The sequence below is a fragment of the Vaccinium witches'-broom phytoplasma str. VAC genome (assembly GCF_000309405.1).
GTDB lineage: Bacteria > Bacillota_I > Bacilli_A > Acholeplasmatales > Acholeplasmataceae > Phytoplasma.
The window spans coordinates 1-825 of record NZ_AKIN01000159.1 but is presented as its reverse complement, the minus strand read 5'-3'; the positions used below and the strand labels follow the sequence as shown (position 1 = coordinate 825).

Here is an 825-nt window from a genome sequence, read left to right as displayed (position 1 = left end):
GCATATTCGATCTTATAATGATGCTTTATACATTAAAATACGTTGTTTTGCGTTCAATTTTTGTTGTTGAAGTGTTTATTTAACAACCAACTTAAAAAATTTAAAATTTTAGTTGTATATCAATCATCTTTTAATTCTCTTAACCATAAATCAATAATCTTTTAAATCTTTATCTATAAATCCATCATCTCTTAATTCTTTTTCTATAAATTCAGCATTTCTTAATTATTAAGATGTATATGAATTCAATATATTACAAATCTTTTAATTCTTTAACTGTATATCCAGCATCTTTTAATTCTTTATCTGTAAAGTCAGCTATATATTTTAATTCCTCAGCTGTATACCCAGCATCTCTTAATTCCTTAGCTGTATACCCAGCAATTTTTAAATCACTAGATATAAATCCAGCATCTTTTAATTCTTTAGCTGTATATCCACTACCTCTAAAATCTTTCATTTTAAGGCAACCAACATCTCTTAATTCCTTAGCTGTATATCCAGCATCTTTTAATTTTTTAACTGTATATCCAGCATCTATTAATTCTTTAGCTGTATTAAAAGTATCATATAATTCTTCAGCTTTAATTCCAGCATCTCTTAAATTTCGAAGTGAAAATCCGGTATTTAATATTTCTTTAGCTGTAAATCCAACATCTTTTAATTCTTTGGCTTTAAAGCCAGCATCTTTTAATTGTTTAGCTGTAAATCCATCATATATTAATTGTTTAGCTGTATACCCAGCATTTTTTATTTCTTTAAGTGTAAAACCAAGCTTGAATTTTAAATCAAAAGAATTAGCCCCTAATTTTTTAAAATCTGATA

Annotated in this window: 1 pseudogene; it reads right to left on the bottom strand. The window is 25.8% G+C overall.

Annotation, left to right across the window (positions count from 1 at the left end):
• Positions 1–253: 253 nt before the first annotated feature.
• Positions 254–825, bottom strand: a pseudogene (locus RI68_RS04350) (type IVB secretion system protein DotG/IcmE); the annotation flags it as partial.